Below are 21,998 nucleotides of genomic sequence, written 5' to 3'. Positions count from 1 at the left end.
GAATTTGTATAATAAGAAAGGACTAATTTTTACCCTCACTAAAAAAACACATTAAAAGTGAAGGAGAAATTATGAAAGTATTTGATTACGAAGATGTACAACTTTTACCAAAAAGATGTATCGTAAGATCGAGAAGTGAATGTAATACTTCTGTTAAACTTGGAAAACACGAATTCAAGTTACCAATCGTGCCAGCAAACATGATTACTATTATTAATGAGGACCTAGCAATTGACTTAGCTAAGAAGGGTTATTTCTATGTAATGCACAGATTTAACTTCGATAATGTTAAGTTTGTTAAAAAGATGAAAGAGATGAAATTAATCTCATCAATTTCTGTTGGTGTACAAAAAGCACACTTTGAAGAAATCTCAACATTAGCTGCAAATGGAACAATTCCAGAATATATCACTATTGATATTGCTCATGGACACTCACACTCAGTTAAAGAGATGATTAAACACATTAGAAAAGAAATGGGTGATGAAACATTCGTTATCGCAGGTAATGTAGCAACTCCAGAAGCTGTTACTGACCTTGAAAGATGAGGAGCTGACGCAACTAAAGTTGGTGTAGGTCCAGGTAAAGTATGTATCACAAGATTTAAAACAGGATTTGGAACAGGTGGATGACAACTTGCTGCCGTTAACATGTGTTCAAAAGCTGCTACTAAACCAATCATCGCTGATGGTGGAATTAGACAAAATGGTGACTTAGCTAAATCAATTAGATTTGGAGCTACAATGTCAATGGCTGGTTCAATCCTTTCAGGACACATCGAATCACCAGGTAAAACAGTTATCGTTGATGGAGAAGAATACAAAGAATACTTTGGTTCAGCTTCAGAATTTAACAAAGGCGAAAAGAAACACGTTGAAGGTAAAAAAGAATTAGTACCTGCAAAAGGTTCAATTTGAGAAACACTTACAGAAATGGAACAAGATCTACAATCTTCAATCTCATACGCTGGTGGTAAAACATTACAATCAATTAAGAAAGTTAAATACGTTCTAGTTAAATCAAACGAAGGATTCTAATATTTAAAAAAGTACCGGTTATCGGTATTTTTATTTACTCAAAAAGAGCAAAAGAAAAGAACAACTATTGTTGTTCATCTATTGCTCTTTTAATTTCTTTTTTTACTGCTCTCTTTTTGAACATAACGTGAATTAATTTAATCATTAAGATTAAGAATAGTAGTCCACCAGCTGATGCTAATGCAATCATAGCCATAAATTTTTGTCTATCTTCTTTAGTGTGATCCACTGGAGGCAATGCTGCACGTCTTTGTGCTTCAATTGCTTTTTGCTTTTCTTCTCTAATTTTGTCTATTGCAGCATCTGTTTGACCCTTAATAGAAACTTTAGCCATTAATTCAGATGTTGTTGCATAATCTGTTGAAGTTGTGAATAATGCGTCTAGAGTTCCATCTTTTCTATCTGTTAACTCGATTTTTGTTATTTCAGTTCCATGTGATTCAAGATCTAAATGAATACCAGTCATTTTTTCAATAGCAATTAACTTAGCTTCTACACCTGAAATCTCGTTAATTTCTTTTATAATTTCTGAGTTTTTCTTTACGATATTTTTCTTGAATTTCGCACCTTTGAATTTATCTGAAATTGCTTTAATGTTAATAGGTTGATTATGGTTAACAACTGTTTCATTATCATCACCTAAAACTGTACCGTGAACTTCGTGTGTTCCAGTAGTTGAATGTTCAGTTTTTAAATCCATGTTTATTGTTAAAGTACCATCTGGATCTGAGAATATTTCAAACTTACATATTCTTACTCCATTTTTAAATTCTGGGAAATCAATACCAGTTGTTTCTTTAAAGGCTTTAAGTTTTTCACTAATCTTTTGCATCCTGTTTATTTCAACTGCAATTTCTGAAGCTTTTCTAAAGTTTTGACCTTTTTTTGTCATCCTTGCATTCTTCATTAAATCTTCAAATATTGCTGCTGTTTCACTTTGTCAAGCATCAGCATTTGCTGTATCGTATTCTTCTTGCGCTGTTTTTTGTTTATCTAGTTCTATTTGTTTATCTTTTTTAGTGATATCAAGAGCTTGTTGTGCCGTTGCTTTCTTTGTGGCGTCTGTTATAGTTTTTAAAGCGTTCTCAATTTTCTGTTGCTCAGCTTCAAGATCTTTTATATTTTCTTTAATATCATTAAGTTTATCAAGAGCTTTTTTAGCTTCTTCGAACATTAATGGAAAATGTACTGTTTTACCTGTTGGGCTTGCGTACACTTTTTTACTATCAAGGTTAATTGATGTTGAAGAATATTGTGTAAATGTTTGAGTTCCAAAAACATTGTTTACTTTGTTGTTTTTAAGTTCTTCATTTGTAAGTGTTGTTGCAGCTATAACTGTTGGAACTGCAAGTGCTGCAATAGCTCCCATAGATAATATAATTCTTTTTTGCTTTGTCATTTCTTATCTCCTACGCCAGCGTATGAGGTTAGTATAAAATCAAAACTATTCTTGTTTTAAAGTCAAAGTTTTTAAATTTGTGTTTGAAAATTGTAATTGGCGTTACTTTTCTCATTTGTTTTTTGGCGTTTTTTTGTAATTTATTTCTTGTATATGCATTAAATATTATTATTTAACTCAATATTATTTTAACATTATTTGTAATTTTAGAGTATGTTTTTACTGAATTCAATGATATTCTTTGTTAACAAAAGCATTTCAACCTTTATTCAATAGGCTTTCAAGGTATTTGTTGCTCTTGTTAATTCAATGTTTTCCTTGAATGTTCAAGGTTTTTTCTGTTTCCAATACCCTTGAAAGTTCTATAATTTATATATGAGACAAAAGAAAAAATGCGAAAGAAAAGAAATAAAATTTTTCATTCCTAAGAAAAAGATTTGAACAATTTTATTTTTCATATACATAGTTGGTTATTTTATTGGATTAATCACAATTGGAACCCTATACCTTTCAGATATACATATACCAAAACAATTGTTATTCCAATATTCGATGATTCCTGTTTATTCATCAGGTATAGTTTTTTCTTATTTAGGCATATACGGTTATAAGAAAAATAAATCAAACCAAAACAATAGCCAAGCAAATTAAAATCAAGGATAACCTTGATTTTTGTTGTCTTAATCAATAACTTATTCTTAAAAGGGTTATTATTTAATTACTATGAAAAAAATACTTTCCTTAACATTTGGAGCTCTTCTAACAATTTCAGCACCTTTAATAACTGTTGTTTCTTGTGGGAAAGAATATCCGAATACAACTAATTCACAATACATGTATTCAAAAGGTTCTGAAGTTAAATGAGAACCGAATCATAAAATTAAAAGTGTTCACGATGGTGATACTTTTAGAGATGAAAAAGGAACATCTTGAAGACTCTTTTCAGTAGATACTCCAGAAGTAAGTCACAACAAAGGTGGTAAGTGAGTTTCTTCAACTGGAATTGAATTACTTTGAGGGAATAAAGCAACTGATTTTGTTACTGGAAAGATATTAAATAAAGAGGTTATGATCGCTTCAAAAAATAAACACACATACCAAAGAGTTGTGGGTGCTGTTTTCTATAAAAATAAAAAAGGTGAAGTAATAAACCTTGCTATGGAATTAGTAAGATTGGGTCTGGCTAGAATTGGATATATTAGTAAGCCAAATCACGGAAATAGAAAATATAGAGTTCCACTTTTCTACTACAACATGATGCATAAATTAAGCGATGAAGCTAGACGTAATAAAATGGGTTATTTCGGAGAAACAGTTTCTATCCAACATAGAATATATCCTAAGCAAAATATCAATTCATAATCATAGATAAATAAAAAAGATGTTTTAGTATAATCTTTTTATGAAAAATAAAGAAAAGAAACAAAATTCAAAAGTAAAAGACTTTTTCAAAGTATTAGTTTTCATATTAAAGGCGACTTTTCTTGGGTATGGTGGTGGAAACGCCTTAATGCCTATTATTAGGAAATTCGCAGTTGTTGAAAACGGTTGACTAGATGATGAAGAATTTGATGATGTAGTTATTGCATCAAACATGATTCCTGGTCCTAGTGTTGTTGAAGCACTATCTTATGTTGCTATTAAAAAACTAGGTAAGCTTTGAGGTACTGTTGTAACAATCATTGGAATACTTCCTCACATGTTAATGGCCTTAGCTATTTTTGTCTTAAGTACAAAGTATTTACCTCCAAGATATTTATGAATTATTAACGTTGCTATAATGCCAATCATTATTGCAATCTTAATATTATTCATAATCAGATATGTAAAACAATCAAGAAAAGAATTAGCCTTACCAGTTATGATCACATTAATCATTGGAGCATTTGGTTTCTGTATGTTTATACCTGCTCCTTATAATATTCCAGCCATCCTTATGATTGCAACAATCTTCGTAGTATTTGTTGTTGAGTTCATAAGAATAAGAAGGCATAAAAAGGATGTTCCTTTAACAGCAGAAATATCTTCCGAAAAGGATGATGTTGAAGTAATCCCAACAGAAAAAGAAGATACTCCAGATGATCAATCGTCTAAAGGAGGTAAATAATGATAGCATTAGCATTATTAGCAACCTTAGGGGTTCTTCTTCTTGGACTTATAGTCTTTGGTGGTGGTCAAGTATTTATGCCTTTATTCAAGGCGTTATGACAATTAATGGATAAAACAGGTTACGCAAAAATATCTGACGACACTATTAACAATGTATTCGCTGTTTCGAACTCAACACCTGGTGTTGTAAGTACTAAGTTTGGTTTATTTACAGGTTACTTAGTTTCTAATGGTGAATGATGAGGTTACCTAGCAATGATTGGAACTTATCTAATCTTTGCTCTACCTTCAATTGTATTAATTCTAATTACTACAAAGATGATTAGAAAAGCTAGAACAAACAAATACCTTAAGAATACAATCATCTTCTTAAGACCAATTATTATTGGTGTTCTAATTGCTTTAAGTATTCAATTATTATTAGGAACAATGTTCCCACAAATATTCTTGAATTCATTCTCAAAAAATTCTTATGCAGGAATGACTCATAGTGGTCGTGCTAACTTCTTCAGCGGATGAAGAATGTGAGTATTAATAGCATGAGTTCCAATCGGCATTACATTCGCTATTTTCTGATTAAAGAAAAAACGTCCACTATTAATGCTTATAATAATTTACATTATTTTAGGAATATTAATATTTGCTCCATGAGTATAAAAACACTGGTATTAGGTGTTTTTTATTGTCGGTATTTCCCCCTTATAATACCCCTTTAAATTTATTGATATTTTTGTGGTTTAATAGTGTTGATTTTTGTGTCTATATATGATATTATTATTAAGACTTTCAAATAGAAAGCTAAATAGACTATAGAAGAAGATACACTATTCTATGGATAAGGAGATGCACCATGAAAAAAGATATTCACCCAGAATATAAAGTAATTGAAGTGGCATGTATTACATGTTCAGCAAAACACCAAATCGGTACAACTGCTAAATCAATTTCAATTGACGCTTGTTCAGAATGTCACCCATTCTACAAAGGAACAAACACTTCACTTAAATCAACTGGACGTGTTGAAAGATTCAACAGAATGTTCGGTAACGCTAAAAAAGAATCTAAATAATTTAGTGATTAGTAATGCTCAGGCATTACTTTTTTTATCCTTTTATATATTGAGGTCAAAAGGGTAATAAAAAAACTGAGAGTTATCTCAGCTTTTTATTAACTAATTATTTTTGGCTTTTTCTTTTCTTTCTTTTGACAAGTCCAAGTGTTAATACTAGTAGCATTAATGCTCCGACTCCTGAAAGTATAGAAAGTAGTTCAACTCTCTTAGTTCAGTCATCACCTTTACCGTTAGGGTTAAGTGATTTGTTAGAATCTAATTTAGCTTTATTACCAATCATTCTACCTTTTGCATCAGTTTTTGGATCTGAAGCATGTGGTGTGTTAGTTTTTACTTTTAATGATATAGTTCCATCTGGGTTTGGAGTTGCAATAACATCTGTTATTGTTGTTCCATTTTTAGATTCGGGAACTGGCACATTTGTTCATTTTTTAATAACTGCAAGTTTATCTTTAACTGATTTTGCACCATTGATTTCTTTTGCAATATCTTTAACTGTTTTCTTACCTTGACCACTTATTTTAATATCTTTAAGCAGAGCTTCGATATCTTTGATGTTATCCTTAATAGCAAGATCAGCTTTAGCTTTTTCAATTACTTTAGCGATAATAGCATCTTTTTCTCCAAGAATAACAACTGTTGTTATTGCGTGAACATTTGTTGCATCTGGAGTATCAGAACCGATTGTAACTTCGATTGTTCCATCTGCTTTTTTAGTTATTTTAAAGTCAGAAATTTTTGTTGGAGTTTCGAAATCTTTGTTAATGTCAATCCCTGTTTCTTCAGCGATTTTCTTAATTTGATCTTGGATTCCTCCAGCTTTTCTAATATCATCAATAACTTGATCAATTGTTCTCTTACCTTGTTTAACTAATTCAGCTCTTCTAAAGTTTCTGATAATTCTAGAAATATTTCTTTTTTGAACTTCATCAGCAATAGCTTGGTTTGATTTAGCAATAATCTTAACTTCAATTTCAGTTTTAACTTTTACATTTCCAACTGTTGTTGTTGTTTTAATGATTACTGTTATATCTTTTTTAGTTGTTGGGTCTAATGCCAACTCAACTGAATCAATGTGTGAGCCGTTTCTTAAAGCATCAAGATGAATTCCTGTTTCTTTTTCAATAGCTTTTAATTGATCTAAAATCTTTTTAGCTTTAATTTCAGCGATAACATCTGATGATTTTCTATTACGTTGATCAATCAGTTTTGCTGATTTGAAGATTTTCTTCAAGAATGCTTTATTTTCAGCGGCTTTTTCATTAGCAACTGTTGTGTCAGACTTACCGTGTGTTGTACCAGATGTTGTACCTGTTGAATTAGTTGCACCTTTTGTTGAAGTTGAAACTTTAACATCAACTGATCCATCTGGTTTTGTAGTTACATCGATATCAGTAATATCCGTACCTTTGTGACCCTTACTTAAATCAATACCTGTTGCTTTCTTAACAGCATCAACAAGATCTTTAGGTGTTCAACCAGGTTTTTTCTTAGCGTCAGTAATTGCTTTTGCAATATCTTTAACTGATTTTGTACCTTGTTTTTTACCATCGATTTTTGTACCGTTAATTATGTCAGCAATTTTCTTGTTATTTGCTTTTTGTAAGATATCAGCTTTTTTAGTTGCGATAGCTGCATTTGTTTCACCAGTAATAACTACTTTATTAGTTTGACTTGGTTGTGTTGCATTTTGTGTATTTGTTACGATAGTTACATCAATACCATCACCAGCAGCATTTACAGCAAGATCAATTTTTGTAATAGTTGTACCATTTGAAGTTACAGCAACGTTTACATTTGTTTCTTTAAGAATATTTGCAAGGATTCCTTTTGGATCTTTACCTTTTAGAATATCTTTAATAACTTCCGCAATTGTTCTTGTACCTTGGTTTATTAATTTAGCATTTTTGAATGCTGCACTAATAGCTGCAGTATTTTTAGGTTGAGCAGTATTTGCTTTAACTGTAGCATCTTTATTACCAATTAATTTACCTGTAACTGTTTTATCTTCGGGAGAAGCTCCTTTAGTATGTGTTTTAACAGTAACATCGATTGTTCCATCTGGGTTACCTTTAACATCAATACTTGTGATATCTGTAACATTTGGTTTTTTACCCATTTGTCCAGTACCTAGATCAACACCAGTTGCTTTCTTAACAGCAGCAATTACTTTCTTAATGTCAACTGTACCATCTGGTTTAGTTGCAGCTTTGATAGCGTCCTTAATAGTTTTAACGATATCAGAAATTTTCTTACCACCTTGCGGTTTCTTAATGTCTACACCATCAATTTTTTTCTTAATGTCTGCAGCATGTGAATCTTTTGCTTTTGTAGCAGCAACAACTGTATCAGGGTTACCAATTAATTTACCTTTTACTTGACCTTTTGGAGGATTTGCACCTTTAGTGTTTGTATCAACAGTAATGTCGATTGTTCCATCTGGTTTTGCAGTTACAGAAACACCTGTGATGTCTGTACCTTTATGCACACCTAAATCGATTCCTGTTGCATCTTTAACAGCTTTGTTGATAGCTTTAGGATCAACTTTACCTGTTTTAGGATCAGTTGCTTTCGCAATAGCATCTTTAATAGCTTTAGCTATTTCAGCAGCAGTTTTCTTACCTTGTGCTTTTTTGATATCAGTGTTATCAATTTTCTTCTTGATATCTGCTTCATTTTTATTCTTAGTTGCAGTAGCATCAGCTGTTGCATCTGTATTACCTTTTGCTTTACCTGTTGTATCTTTTGCTTCTGGGTAAGCACCTTTTGTTGAAGTTGAAACTTTAACATCAACTGTTCCATCTTTGTTAGGAGTTAGAACCACACCAGTAACTGTTGTTTTACCTACTGATTTAGGAATATCTATACCAGTTGCAGCTTTGATAGCTTTAAGGATTTCATCGATTGATTTACCAGCTTTTTTCATATCAGCGATTTTCTTAGCAATTTCTGAGGCTTTTTTACCACCTTGTTTTTGTGTAATATCTTTACCATCAATAGCTTTCTTGATAGTATCTAAGTTTTTATCTCTGTCGATTGATTTTTTTACAGTAGCATCTGTGTTACCTTTAACTGTACCTTTTGTATCTTTTGCTTCTGGGTAAGCACCTTTTGTTGAAGTTGAAACTTTAACGTCGATTGTTCCATCTGGGTTAGGAGTTAGAACTACACCAGTAACTGTTGTTTTACCTACTGATTTAGGAATATCTACACCAGTTGCAGCTTTGATAGCTTTAAGGATTTCATCGATTGATTTACCAGCTTTTTTCATATCAGCAATTTCTTTTGCTAATTCTTTACCAGTTTTTGTTCCTTGCTTAGTTCTAATATCTTTACCATCAATAGCTTTCTTGATAGTATCTAAGTTTTTATCTCTGTCGATTGAAGTTTTTGCAACAGCATCTGTGTTACCTTTAACTTTACCTGTTGTATCTTTTGCTTCTGGGTAAGCTCCTTTTGTTGAAGTTGAAACTTTAACATCGATTGTTCCATCTGGGTTAGGAGTTAGAACTACACCAGTAACTTTTGTATCACCTACTGATTCAGGAATATCTACACCAGTTGCAGCTTTAATAGCTTTAAGGATTTCATCGATTGTTTTACCAGCTTTTTTCATATCAGCAATTTCTTTTGCTAATTCTTTACCAGTTTTTGTTCCTTGCTTAGTTTTAATATCTTTACCATCAATAGCTTTCTTGATAGTATCTAAGTTTTTATCTCTGTCGATTGATTTTTTTACAGTGGCATCTGTGTTACCTTTAACTGTACCTTTTGTATCTTTAGCTTCTGGGTAAGCCCCTTTTGTTGAAGTTGAAACTTTAACGTCGATTGTTCCATCTGGGTTAGGAGTTAGAACTACACCAGTAACGTTTGTTTTACCTACTGATTTAGGAATATCTACACCAGTTGCAGCTTTAATAGCTTTAAGGATTTCATCGATTGTTTTACCAGCTTTTTTCATATCAGCAATTTCTTTTGCTAATTCTTTACCAGTTTTTGTTCCTTGCTTAGTTCTAATATCTTTACCATCAATAGCTTTCTTGATAGTATCTAGGTTTTTATCTCTGTCAATTGAAGTTTTTGCAACAGCATCTGTGTTACCTTTAACTTTACCTGTTGTATCTTTAGATTCAGGAGAAGCACCTTTTGTTGAAGTTGAAACTTTAACGTCGATTGTTCCATCTGGGTTAGGAGTTAGAACTACACCAGTAACTTTTGTGTCACCTACTGATTTAGGAATATCTACACCAGTTGCAGCTTTAATAGCTTTAAGGATTTCATCGATTGTTTTACCAGCTTTTTTCATATCAGCAATTTCTTTTGCTAATTCTTTACCAGTTTTTGTTCCTTGCTTAGTTCTAATATCTTTACCATCAATAGCTTTCTTGATAGTGTCTAAGTTTTTATCTCTGTCAATTGTTTTAGCAACAACTTTATCAGGATTACCAATTAGTTTACCTGTAACTGTTTTATCCGCAGGAGAAGCTCCTTTAGTGTGTGTTTTAACAGTAACATCGATTGTTCCATCTGGGTTACCTTTAACATCGATACTTGTGATATCTGTAACATTTGGTTTATTACCCATTTGTCCAGTACCTAGATCAACACCAGTTGTTTTCTTAACGGCAGCAATTACTTTCTTAATGTCAACTGTACCATCTGGTTTAGTTGCAGCTTTGATAGCGTCCTTAATAGTTTTAACGATATCAGAAATTTTTGTTTTACCTTGAGGTATCTTAATATCTACACCATCAATTTTTTTCTTAATATCTCCAGCATGAGAATCTCTAGCTTTTGAAGCGTTAGCTATATTATCATTATTACCAATGAAATTACCATTTGCATCACCAGCTTCAGGAGCAGCTCCTTTAGTTCTTGTGTGAACTACGATTTTAATTTGGTTAGGATTTTTAGGATCTTTAGTTAAATCGATTCCTGTAATATCTGTACCTTTGTGACCTTGAGTTAAATCAACACCAGCAATTTTTCTTATTGCAGCGATGATGTCGGCAACTGATGCACCTTTTTTCTTCATTTTTGCAATAACTTCTGCGATTGTATCTGTACCTTGTCCAGCTTTAATGTCAACATCTTTCAGCATTCTTTCAATATTAGCGATATTTGTTGCTTTTAATTTTGTTGCATTAATTATTGCAATTTGAGCATCATTCTTACCTGAAATTGAAACTTTAACTGTTTCATGTGGTTGTGTAGCTAGGCTAGTTGTTGTTTCGATAGTAACATCGATACCATCACCAGCAGCATTTACAGCAAGACTGATCCCTGTAATAGTTGTACCATTATCTGTAATTTTGATTTTTGAATCAGTTTCTTTATTAATTCCTGCAAGAATTCCAGCTACGTCAGTGGGACCAACTTTCATAATGTCAGCAATAACTTCTGCTAATGTTCTTCCACCTTGGTGTTTTAGCCCAAGATTTGTGAATTGTCTTTTTAGGTTAGTAATGTTTGTTGGTTTTGCTTTATTTGCTGCATCAATTTTTTTCTTTGCAGCAGCTGTAGCATCATTATTACCATTTAGTGTATCTTTTACTGAAGCGTCAGCAGGATTTGCTCCCGGAGTTTTTGTAACAACTTCAATTTTGATGTTACCTTTACCATCATCAGTTAATTTAACATCTGTAACGTCAGTACCGTCATGAATACCTTTTTTACCATTTGTTATATCAATACCTAGAATTCTTTTTAAGTTAGCAATAACTGTATCTACACCAGCACCTTTACCAGCATTGATTTCATCAATAATTTCTTTGATTGTTTTGCTTCCTTGTTTAGTTTTAATATCTAAGTGTTTTTTGATCTCAGCTTTAATCTTAGCGATGTTTGCATCTCTTAAATTAGAAGCAATTTTTGTTGCGATTTGAGCATCTGTTTCACCCTTAACAACAACTTTAACCGCTTGAGCTGGAGTTGTTGCGTTTGGTGTATTTGTTTCGATAGTAACATCGATACCATCACCAGCAGCATTTACAGCAAGAGAAACTTTTGTAATAGTTGTTCCATTTGAAGTTACAGCAACATCAACACCTGTTTCAGTTTTAATGTTAGCAAGAATTCCAGCTGGGTTTTTACCTTTTAGGATATCTTTAATAACTTCCGCAATTGTTCTTGTACCTTGGTTTATTAATTTAGCATTTTTGAATGATGAACTAATAGCCGCGATATTTGTAGGTTGTGCCTTATTAGCATTTACAACATTTGTCGGGTTACCTTTAAGTGTACCTGTAACTGTTTTATCTTCAGGAGAAGCTCCCTTAGTATGTGTCTTAACAGAAATATTAATTGTTCCATCTGGTTTTCCAACAGACACACCAACACCTGTAACTTTTGTAACAGGGTTTGTACCGAAGTTACCTGTACCTAAGTCAACACCTGTCGCTTTTTTAACAGCGGCAATTACTGCCTTAATGTCAACTGTACCATCAGGTTTAGTTGCAGCTTTGATAGCATTATTAATAGTGTCAACAACTTCTTTAGGTGTTTTCTTACCTTGAGCAGTTTTAATATCTACACCATCAATTTTTTTCTTAATATCTCCAGCATGAGAATCTCTAGCTTTTGAATTGGAAACAACTTTATCGTTGTGACCTTTCATTGTACCAGTTACAGTACCATCAGCTGGCACAGCACCTTTTGTAGTTGTTTTAACAGAAACGGCAATGTCTCCTGTTTTTGGATCAGCTTTTAAATCAATATCAGTAATTTTTGTACCTTTATGTCCAGAAGCTAAATCAACACCTGTAGCATTTTTAATAGCGTCTAGAATTTTATCTATTGAATCTCCGTTAGCTTTACCTTTTTTAACAATATCAGCAATTTCTTTAACTGTTTTTGTTCCTTGTTTAGTTTTGATATCAACATCGTGAATTCTCTTAGCGATATCTGCGTTGTTTTTATCTTTTAGTTTTGTTGTATTTGCTGTTTTATCATTATTACCAACAAAACTTCCTTTTGCATCCGCTGTTGGAGTTGTTGCACCTTTTGTATTTGTAGAAACGGTAACTTTAATTCCACCTTTTCCATCATCAACTAGTGTAACACCTGTGATATCTGTACCTTTGTGACCAGTAGATAAATCAACACCTGTGATTGCTTTAATTGACTTAATTATGTCAGCAACCGATGCACCTGCTTTTTTCATTTTTTTAATGATTTCAGCAATAGTATCTGAACCTTGTTTACCTTTGATATCTACACCATTAAGTTTGGCTTCGATAGCTTCGATATTTTTCTTTTGAGTTAGATCTATATCATTTGTACCACTTAAGCTTCCGTCTACTGAAGGATTCTTAGTTGCATCTGGTGTTTTTGTTGTTACTGTAACTTTAATTTTTCCTGTTTTTGGATCAGCTGTAAGTTTTACACCTGTAATTGATGTATCCCCAACTTTTGTAGGAATATCTACACCTGTAGCATTCTTAATAGCTTTAAGGATTTCATCAATTGGTTTACCAGCTTTAGTAAGGTCATCAATAATTTTTTGAATTGATGATACAGTGTTTTTACCTTGTGGAACTTTAATGTCGATTCCGTCAATAATTTTCTTAATAGAAGCGATAGATGTTTTTTGCTTTTTATCAGCAGCAACTACTTTTCTTCTTTGCATTACTGTTGCATTGTCATCACCATCAATAGTTGCTTTTGCAGAACCACTAGCTGTTGTTGCGTGTGCAGTTGTTGTAGAAATCTCAACGTCAATTGTTGCACCATTTCCTTTTGAGAAAACAAGTTTTAAAATTGTTGTATTACCTTGTGTTTTAGGAACATCAACACCTGTTTCATCTTTAATAGCTCTAAGTTTGTCATCTAATGACAGTTTATTTCAAGCAGCAACAATTTCATCAATTGTTCTTGTACCTTGTTTTGTTAATTTCGCTTTTTTAAAGAAGGCAACGATTGCAGCTATTTCTTTTGGTTTATTGATATTAGCATTAATTTCAACATCATTTTTACCAGTAACATCGTGTGATGAAGGTGATTTAGTTGCATTTGTAGCGTTTTTTGTTTCTGTTTTAACTTCAATTTTAATTTTCCCTGTTTTAGGATCGGCTGTAAGTTTTACATCTGTAATTTTTGTTCCATTACTGTTAGATTTACCTGTTAAATCAACACCGAACTTATCTTTAAGATCTTTCAGTTTATCAGCAATTGATTTTTTGTTGAAGTCTTTAGCAATTTCTGAACCTTTTTTATCACCTTGGTTTTTAAGTTTAGCTTTCTTTAATAAAGCATCAATATCCGCATTATTTTTTGTTTGTTTTTTATCAGCAATTTGTGTATCAATTGTTGAATCATCTTTACCAGAAACTTCTTTTGTGAAATGGTGTGTTTCAGTAGAAGCACCTTTTGTAGTAACTGCAACATCAATTTTTACTTTTGATGAGTCTTTTGGATCTACAGTAACTTTAACTGTAATTGTTGAACCTTTTGGCACTTTAATGTCAAGACCAAGTTCTTTTTTAAGAGTTCCTAAATCTGTTACACTTTTGGCAACTTCAGACATTTTTCTATCACCTTGATTTTTAACAGAAGGTTTAGCAGTCATATCAGATTTAACGGCATCTTCATTTTTCTTTTGAAGTTTATCAGCGATTTGCGTTGCAATAGTTGCATCTGATTTAACTTTTATTTTCAATACATTATCTAAAGGAGGTCTTGTAGCGTCCGGTGTATTAACTGTAACTTTAATAGTTATATTACCATTTGTATCAGTATCTACATGAATTTTTGTCAGTGTACCTTTACCTTTTAATGATTTTGATAATGCTGATACATCAACACCCAATAATTTTGCAAGATCGTTAATGCTAGTAATTGTTTTAGCAATTTCAGCCGCTGTTCTATCACCTTGTGTTGCACCTGAAATTGTTAATTTAGGTTTAAAGGCATCGTCAACCAATTTATGATTTTTCTTTTGATTATCATTAGCGATTAATTCTTTTATTTGATCATCTGATAAGGCTTTAATTGAATTGTTTGATCTAGTAATGGTGCTTCTAAATTTATTACTTTTATAAAATTCCATTTCAAGTGTCATATTACCATTTGCATCACCAGTTACTTTTATTCTCTTAAGTATTTTGTCAGGTACAGAATTAACTTTCATACCGAAGTATTTCCCTAATAAGAATTTCTTTTCGGCGGTTGTTTTTGCATTGTTTATAGCATCTGCTATTTCTTTGGCTTTTTTAAATCCTTGATTTACAACTTTTGCTTTAAGAATCCCTTCTTCAATACCCGCAAGATCTACAGCTTCTATACTATCTGTATCTAAGACATAGAAAGCTTGGTGTTGGATAGATAATGTACCATCTTTCATTCTGTCTGACTTTTTAAATCCCTCAGGTGAATCAAGGTGTGGCCTATTATCTTTTGGTCAATAACCCGCCATATAATCAGGTCCCCTACCTTCATTAGTAAATACATAACCACTATCTCTTTTATCATCAATACTAACCGATACGTTACTTGCTTTTGAATCACCACCAGCAATATAGTTTTTCGCAGTTTTTCAGTCTCCATCACGAATACCTCTATCATAAATAAGTCCACCATTATAGTGTGTATGATTTATTTGCTCTTTACCTTGTTTTACATCTTTAAACATATCCATTTTCAAACCACTTCAAACCATTGAATCACTGATTGCGTTTTTAAGTCCAGTTTCTTTATCGGACTTGTCAAATCTCAGTTTCATTCTAGAATGTTCAAGATCTTTTTCAGGAATACTTAAACTTGAATCCTTATTTCACTCCATCGTGAAAGTTCTATCTCTTCGACTTGTATTTTTATCTCAGTCTTTCTTTGAGGCTGCTTCATCTGTAAACTCAAATCCCAATAATTTTACGATTGCAGCATACGCTTCAAATTTAAATAAACTACCATCTACTTTATCTGTGTGAGTTAAAATATTAGGGTTTTTAGGATCTTTTTTTCATGTCTTGAACTCTGACTCAAAATCAAAAGACACTAAATGTTGTTGAATTTCTACTCAAAGATCACTTTTATTAATTATTTCTTTTGTTAGGTGTATAAGAAAGTCATCTGTATTGTGTTTTTTAAAGACTTCACCACGTGTTGTTGATCTAGTTATATCCATTGGAAGCATTCTCAATTGGTATGAAACCGCAGTTGTTTTTACCAATTCTTTATCATCGTATTTAAATAAAGAGTCTGTATGTTGTCAATTTAAATAGTAAGAATCTATCGGACTTTCAATTTGCTCTTTTTTGAAAATGTTTTTAAGTGCTGCGTTTCTTTCGGCTTCTTGTTTGGCTTCGTAAGCTTTTCTTTCTTGAATTTCTTTTTGTAAAAGCTTTTGTCCATTAACCTTATGGTGTTCTGCTTTTGCTTCTGCTTTTTTTGATTGAATACGCTTGTCTAAGTAAGCAAGAACTGCTTTATCTTGGTTTCCCGCTGTTCTAGTGTTAGTTACTGTAACTGCTACCGGCACTGTAACTGCTGCAACTGCCGCAACTGATAAAACTACTTTTTTGTTTTTCTTCATATTTTTCTCCTGTTTCACCAGAAATTTAAATATGTCTTTTTTAGCATGAATAATGTGTAGATGCATCATACACAGTATTTCTCTGAAACTAATTTAATTTGGCATGAAAATTAGTTTAATGTTTAAGGCGATATGTAAATTTGGCGATTTGTTTTTTTAACGTTTTTTATAGAAAAGATATTTGTGTTTATCTTGTCCTAAGAATATTTTAGCATAATACAATTTAAAATTTCTACATTTTGTATTGTTGTGAAACCTTGTGGAATCAACAAAATTGAACAAAATCCCTTGTATAAAAAATCGTTTTTCTTCGTATTTAATTCTTATTAACATATTAACACAGTTGAAATTAAGACCACCCCAAAACCCTTTAAACATAAGGTTTTTACGAGTTTCGGCATAAAAGTGCATACCCATATAATACTCCATTATTTAGTGGCCCACCTTTTAAAAAGTGAGTTATTAAAGTAGAGAAAAAGGGCATTAAAAAAATACAATGTTAACAAAAAATAACTTATGTTTTTGACAATAAAATTCAAATTCAACCCTGAATTCAACCCCTATAAATTCAAAGGATTGGTTGCATTTTCAACCCTTTTTCAAGGAATTCAACCCCTTATTTTATTGGTGCTTAAATACTGTTATCCCCTATATAAATAAGGGTTGATTCAAGGGGTGTTTATATAGATGTATGAATAAAAATGATACGAGAAACCTTAAAAATATTACTCCATTTTGGATATTTTTAAGGTGTATTTACCCCTTAATTTCATCACTTTTCATCGTAATAAATATTAAAAAAAATAACCCATAAAGGTTATTTAATATATATGTTTGAAGCTGCTGATGTGAATGGTTTTAAACCTTGTGAAGGCTTAATAACTTTAGCACCATTTGCATCTCCTAATAGTACTCCGTTAGCACCATTAATTAAAGCATCTTTTCTATGATCTGTAGTGTCATCTGAATTACCTTTAACTAATGCTAATCATAGATTATCGAATTGAAGTCTTTTTAGACCATCTTTTGTAGATACATAAACATTATTATCATCATGTGCCATCGATGCTCCTGTAAGATCTGTTTTTCTACCAATTCTCTTAAGTTTTGATGAACCAAGAACATCATCGTGGTTTTCTAATATTGCTAGACCATCATCTAATCCAACATATACTTTCCCTTTACCATCTTTATCAACAACAGCATGGATAAATTGACCATGTTCTTTTGAAATTAGATTATTGTGTCATTGTCCATAGTGATAGAATGCTTCATATATTCCGTCATCAGCAATATAGAATATCTTTTCATCACCTACAACTCTAACTAAAATACTTTGTGTAATGTTTTTTGGTAAGTTTTTTAATTTTGAAGTTGTACCAATTTCTCATATTCCAGAACCTGACATAAGAGTAACATCAAGCATTTGCCCATTTAATAATATAACTGGGTTATTTGATCATCCATCATAAGTCATATTAGCTTTTGAGAAGTCACCTTTTTCAACATGTTGTAAAAGTTTATTTTCTGTTTTTGCTCATAGACCATTTTTTGTCCCTATGAATACAACACGTCCATATTGTTTAGTTTTGAATTCATGTATGAATCCATTTGTCATGTCTCCAACTGAATCGTAACCAGCAACTTTTGTAAGTGTATGTGTTGTTGGGTCTAATTTGAATAATCCATTTTTTGTACCAACATATTCAAATTTAGGATCATTATTTGTTCCATCACCGAAGTGTGTAAATGTAGTTGCACCTGTTAAATCTTCTTTTATAGAACTATCTTTAACTTCACCCTTTGGAACAAGTTTTGTAATATCTTTTTCAAGACCTGCGATGTCTTTATCTTTATCTGCAACTTCAGCTTTTAATTTATCAATTTCATCTTGTTTAGTTTTAATTTCAGCATCTTTATCTGTAACTGTTTTATTTAGAGTTGCAACTTCAGTTGTTTTTGTTTGAAGTTCATCTGTTTTTGTTTTTAAATCAGCTTTAAGAGTATCTCTTTCTTTTGTAACTGTAGTTAATTGACCATTTAACCCTTGTTTTTCTGTTGTTAATGTCCCAATTTCTTGTTCTTTTGTTTTAATTTCAGTATCTTTTGCTGTGATGTCTGCATTAAGTTTTGCGATTTCATCTGAATCTGTCTTAGCTTGTTTTTCTAAGTCGGCGATTTTTGTTGCGTTTGTTGCGGCAGTAGCTTTTAATGAAGCTATTTCTGTTGTTTTGTTATTAACTGATTTTTCTAAGTCGGCAATTTTTGTTGCGTTTGTTGCAGCATCTGCTGTTAATGTATCAATTTCACCTTGTTTAGTTTTGATATCGTTTTCCAGGTTTGCGATTTTTGTTGCGTTTCCTGTGGCATCTGTTTTTAACTTATCTAACTCAAGTTTTTTATCATTAACTGATTTTTCTAAGTTAGCGATTTTTGTTGCATTTGTTGCAGCATCTGCTTTTAACTTATCTAACTCAAGTTTTTTATCATTAACTGATTTTTCTAAGTCGGCAATTTTTGTTGTGTTTGTTGCGGCAGTAGCTTTTAATGAAGCTATTTCTGTTGTTTTGTTATTAACTGATTTTTCTAAGTCAGCAATTTTTGTTGTGTTTGTTGCAGCGTCTGCTGTTAATGTATCAATTTCACCTTGTTTAGTTTTTATTTCAGCATCTTTATCAGTGATTTGTTTTGTTAATTTATCAATTTCTGTTTGTCTAGATTGAAGTTGTGTATCTTTAGTTTTCACTTCAGCTTTAAGATCATCTCTTTCTTGAACAGCTGTGCTTAATTTTGTTTCTAATGCTTTTTTGTCGTTTTTAAGTGTTGCTATTTCGGCATCTTTATCTTGGATAGTTTTATTTTTTGCTTTAGCTTCATCCTTAAGTTTTTCTAAGTCAGCTGCCGTATTTTTAATTTCAGCCTTGATTTTAGCTAATTCAGCCTTCTTAGCTTCAAGATCTGCATTAAGTTGTCCTTTATTAGAAACTGGTGTTCCTTTTGAAACAAGTTTTGCTTTAATTTCATCAATTTCTTTTTGCTTAGCATCAGCTCTTGATTTTTCATTTTTAATTTCAGCTTGTTTATCTGCAATAGCTTTATTTTTTGCATCAAGTTCTTTTTGTTGAGCGTCTATTTGGTTTTTTAATTCTTTAACTTTCGAATCATCTTCTGAACCACAAGAAACAACTGCTGCAACTGGCATTGTTACAGCTAACGTTGTCATTCCTAAAGTGGCAATATTTCTTTTTGTTGTTTTTTTCATAATAGTTTCATCCCCTAACTTTTTTCAATTAATTATATCAATATGAAACATTTTTTCATAATTTTTTTACTTATATGGTTATATTTTGAATATTAAAATTAGATATAAACCCAAAAATAAACTTTTTCAGCGGGTTAAACACCCTAAATTATTTGTGATTTGTAATGTAATTAAGTAAAAAAATGACTTTAAGAAAGTGAATAACGATCATTCTAGAGAACTGATTTGCAGTTTGTATAAGATTTTTTTAGTTTCTTAATCCTAGTTAAAGAAATAAATTAAATTATTTCGGAATTTAAGTGATTTTTTCTCAGTTTTTTAAAAGAAAAAAAATTAATAAAATGCACCGATAATTTTTACAATTGGTCACTGAATTATGTCGCCTAAGAATCTTAAAATTTAATNCAAGAATGAAAAATATTCGAAAATTGCAAATTTTTTTTAATTTTTTTTCACTGTTTTTTCGACCAAAATTTTTGCAAAAAAATTGTAAAATTTTCAACAAAAATTTCAAGGGCAGGGGGTTGCTTTTCCTTGAATTTTTTAAACATCAAAAAATGCCAAATTTTCACAAAAAAGTCCATTTTTAATCAAAAAAGAAAGCATTTTTTAACTTTTTTTATTTTTTTATATGTAATTTTTGTGCTAAAATAATATTGAGGTAGCTGAAGGGCAAAAAATTCTTCAAAAAACGCCAAATTTTGAAGGTAGAATTTTAACCAAAATAGAGATTTGCTTGAAACAGGCAAATTGACCATCGCCAAGATATTTTGGAATAAGTTCTGAATAATAAATTGCTTGCTATCTTGAACAAACGCCAAGAGAGAAATGACAGACAAATTAAAATTATGTTGTTAAGAGATTTTCGCCAAATACAATTTCATCAACATGAGAAAAAACAACAAACACGAATTCAATTTAGAAAGTTGATCGCCAATTAGCCTTCCAAGACAAAATTCAACTTTCATCTTTCTCGATTAAGAATCGACATAGCCAAACTAATTAATAATTAAAGAACAATAATTTTATCCTTAATAAATAAACAGTGCACACATCTTAAATTAATTATTATTTAATACGTCAAATGAATATTTAATTCAAATTCTTAATCGAAAGGAAGTAAAATTCCATTCGTTAATGCCAAAATGAATAAAAGACACCTACTTATGTGGTGTCTTTTTTAATATATCTTTCACATTGGATCTTACAAATGTTACTTAAGAGGTGTTTTAAAAGCTATTTAAGACGTGTTTTGAAGTTATTTATAATTCCAATAGATTTTTTATGTTTTTCTCTTAAATTTAGCTTTTAGAATACTGGTTACACTTTGTGTTTATGACCACCTGTTTTTTTAATACTTTTTTTAATAAAATTGGATTATTGAAAATATGATTTAGTACTCAAGAATGAAAAATATTCGAAAATTGCAAATTTTTTTTAATTTTTTTTCACTGTTTTTTCGACCAAAATTTTTGCAAAAAAATCGTAAAATTTTCAACAAAAATTTCAAGGGTAGGGGGTTGCTTTTCCTTGAATTTTTTAAACATCAAAAAATGCCAAATTTTCACAAAAAAGTCCATTTTTAATCAAAAAAGAAAGCATTTTTTAACTTTTTTTATTTTTTTATATGTAATTTTTGTGCTAAAATAATATTGAGGTAGCTGAAGGGCAAAAAATTCTTCAAAAAACGCCAAATTTTGAAGGTAGAATTTTAACCAAAATAAGGATTTGCTTGAAACGGGCAAATTGACCATCGCCAAGGTGTTTTGGAAAAAGTTCTGAATAATAAATTGCTTGCTATCTTGAACAAACGCCAAGAGAGAAATGACAGACAAATTAAAATTATGTTGTTAAGAGATTTACGCCAAATACAATTTCATCAACATGAAAAAAAACAACAAACACGAATTCAATTTAGAAAGTTGATCGCCAATTAGCCTTCCAAGACAAAATTCAACTTTCATCTTTCTCGATTAAGAATCGACATAGCCAAACTAATTAATAATTAAAGAACAATAATTTTATCCTTAATAAATAAACAGTGCACACATCTTAAATTAATTATTATTTAATACGTCAAATGAATATTTAATTCAAATTCTTAATCGAAAGGAAGTAAAATTCCATTCGTTAATGCCAAAATGAATAAAAGACACCTACTTATGTGGTGTCTTTTTAATATATCTTTTGTTTTAGAACATGCACCATTGCTCCTTAAGTTAATTTATGGACGTTTTAAGAAGTGTTTCCTACTGAAGTGTGTCTTTTTAAGCCACAAAAACATTTGCACTTTATACAGGTGTTATATCTTTATTTTTAATTTATGTTTAACTCCTTATTTTTGAAGTCTATTTTTTAGCTAATTTTCTAATTAATTTTAAATATATAATCACAGATTTAGATTCCAGAATGAAAATCCTTAAAAATTCATCAATTTTTTTTAATTTTTTTTCGCTGTTTTTTCGACCAAAATTTTTGCAAAAAAATCGTAAAATTTTCAACAAAAATTTCAAGGGCAGGGGGTTGCTTTTCCTTGAATTTTTTAAACATCAAAAAATGCCAAATTTTCACAAAAAAGTCCATTTTTAATC

10 protein-coding genes are annotated in these 21,998 nt (G+C 31.1%); 6 read left to right on the top strand and 4 right to left on the bottom strand.

Features of this window, described 5'->3' with window-relative positions; translation table 4 throughout:
- The first annotated feature begins 71 nt into the window (after nucleotides 1-71).
- A complete protein-coding gene (locus ACOMC1_RS01480) occupies nucleotides 72-1,037 on the top strand; it encodes a GMP reductase (RefSeq protein WP_420330878.1) in 966 nt (321 codons plus the stop codon).
- Between the two features lie 64 nt (nucleotides 1,038-1,101).
- Here ACOMC1_RS01480 and ACOMC1_RS01475 read toward each other — a convergent pair whose 3' ends face one another.
- Nucleotides 1,102-2,436, bottom strand: coding sequence for a hypothetical protein (locus tag ACOMC1_RS01475; protein ID WP_420330877.1), 1,335 nt, complete (start codon nucleotides 2,434-2,436; stop codon nucleotides 1,102-1,104).
- Between the two features lie 375 nt (nucleotides 2,437-2,811).
- On the opposite strand from ACOMC1_RS01475, the gene ACOMC1_RS01470 reads away from it, so the two are divergent.
- The 5 genes from ACOMC1_RS01470 to rpmE all read left to right on the top strand — a co-directional run bounded on the left by ACOMC1_RS01470 (nucleotide 2,812) and on the right by rpmE (nucleotide 5,614).
- Nucleotides 2,812-3,087, top strand: coding sequence for a hypothetical protein (locus tag ACOMC1_RS01470; RefSeq protein WP_420330876.1), 276 nt, complete (start codon nucleotides 2,812-2,814; stop codon nucleotides 3,085-3,087).
- Between the two features lie 72 nt (nucleotides 3,088-3,159).
- Nucleotides 3,160-3,798: a thermonuclease family protein gene (locus ACOMC1_RS01465; RefSeq protein WP_420330875.1), complete on the top strand. Its 639-nt coding sequence runs from the start codon at nucleotides 3,160-3,162 to the stop codon at nucleotides 3,796-3,798.
- A 40-nt stretch (nucleotides 3,799-3,838) separates the two neighbouring features.
- On the top strand, nucleotides 3,839-4,543 hold the full coding sequence (locus ACOMC1_RS01460) for a chromate transporter (RefSeq protein ID WP_420330874.1): 705 nt from the start codon (nucleotides 3,839-3,841) through the stop codon (nucleotides 4,541-4,543).
- The gene (locus tag ACOMC1_RS01455; RefSeq protein WP_420330873.1) at nucleotides 4,543-5,202 is read left to right on the top strand and encodes a chromate transporter; all 660 of its coding nucleotides are present in this window, start codon (nucleotides 4,543-4,545) and stop codon (nucleotides 5,200-5,202) included. The genes ACOMC1_RS01460 and ACOMC1_RS01455 overlap by 1 nt, the downstream gene beginning before the upstream one ends.
- 193 nt (nucleotides 5,203-5,395) lie before the next feature.
- On the top strand, nucleotides 5,396-5,614 hold the full coding sequence (gene rpmE, locus ACOMC1_RS01450) for a 50S ribosomal protein L31 (RefSeq protein WP_420330872.1): 219 nt from the start codon (nucleotides 5,396-5,398) through the stop codon (nucleotides 5,612-5,614).
- Between the two features lie 106 nt (nucleotides 5,615-5,720).
- Here the strand turns inward: rpmE and ACOMC1_RS01445 are convergent, their stop codons facing one another.
- The 3 genes from ACOMC1_RS01445 to ACOMC1_RS01435 all read right to left on the bottom strand — a co-directional run.
- Nucleotides 5,721-16,145, bottom strand: a complete 10,425-nt coding sequence (locus ACOMC1_RS01445; RefSeq protein WP_420330871.1) for a hypothetical protein — start codon at nucleotides 16,143-16,145, stop codon at nucleotides 5,721-5,723.
- Nucleotides 16,146-16,962: 817 nt separating this feature from the next.
- A complete protein-coding gene (locus tag ACOMC1_RS01440) occupies nucleotides 16,963-19,407 on the bottom strand; it encodes a hypothetical protein (RefSeq protein WP_420330870.1) in 2,445 nt (814 codons plus the stop codon).
- Nucleotides 19,408-21,804: 2,397 nt separating this feature from the next.
- A partial coding sequence (locus ACOMC1_RS01435) for a hypothetical protein (RefSeq protein WP_420330869.1) occupies nucleotides 21,805-21,998 on the bottom strand: 194 nt, incomplete at its 5' end.

The organism is Mycoplasma todarodis (assembly GCF_965212735.1).
In the GTDB taxonomy this organism is placed as follows: Bacteria; Bacillota_I; Bacilli_A; order Mycoplasmatales; family Metamycoplasmataceae; genus Mycoplasma_K; species Mycoplasma_K todarodis_A.
Note: the sequence above shows the minus strand (reverse complement) of the source record. Positions and strands in the feature narration are given on the sequence as shown.